The sequence below is a fragment of the Ralstonia sp. VS2407 genome (assembly GCF_052950655.1).
Genome location: NZ_JBRFVG010000312.1, coordinates 1 through 449 on the forward strand (window position 1 = coordinate 1; position 449 = coordinate 449).

1 protein-coding gene is annotated in these 449 nt (G+C 69.7%); it reads right to left on the reverse strand.

The window, feature by feature from the left end:
- On the reverse strand, nt 1-449 hold a 449-nt coding region (locus ACU8YE_RS25220), incomplete at both ends, for a transporter associated domain-containing protein (RefSeq protein ID WP_446930294.1).

The window sequence follows — 449 nt, forward strand, 5'->3', positions numbered from 1 at the left end:
CATCGCGTATCCGCCTCGCCATCGAACTCCGGCGCATCCGGATCGGGGTCCAGGATCTCGTCGACCTCGACGTGGACGCGGTCCACGCGCAGGCCGTGCATCTCGGTCGCGGTGAGGTGCACCTCCAGGTCGGGAGCCTCGAAGCGCTCTACGGTGAACACGACGGAGTCACCCTCCTCCGGGATCCGCCCGAGGTGCAGGGTCAGGAGTCCGGCGACGGTCTCGTAGTCCTCGTCCTCGGGAAGCGGGCCGCCGATGTAGTCCGAGGCCTCGTCCGGGCGTAGCAGGCCCGAGAGGTCCCAGGAGCCGTCGGGCTCCTGCCGGGCGGCGGCGTCGGCATTGTCGTGTTCGTCGACGACGTCGCCGACGAGCTCCTCGATGAGGTCCTCCATCGTCACGACCCCGTCCACCCCGCCGAACTCGTCGACCACGACCGCGATCTGCAGGCG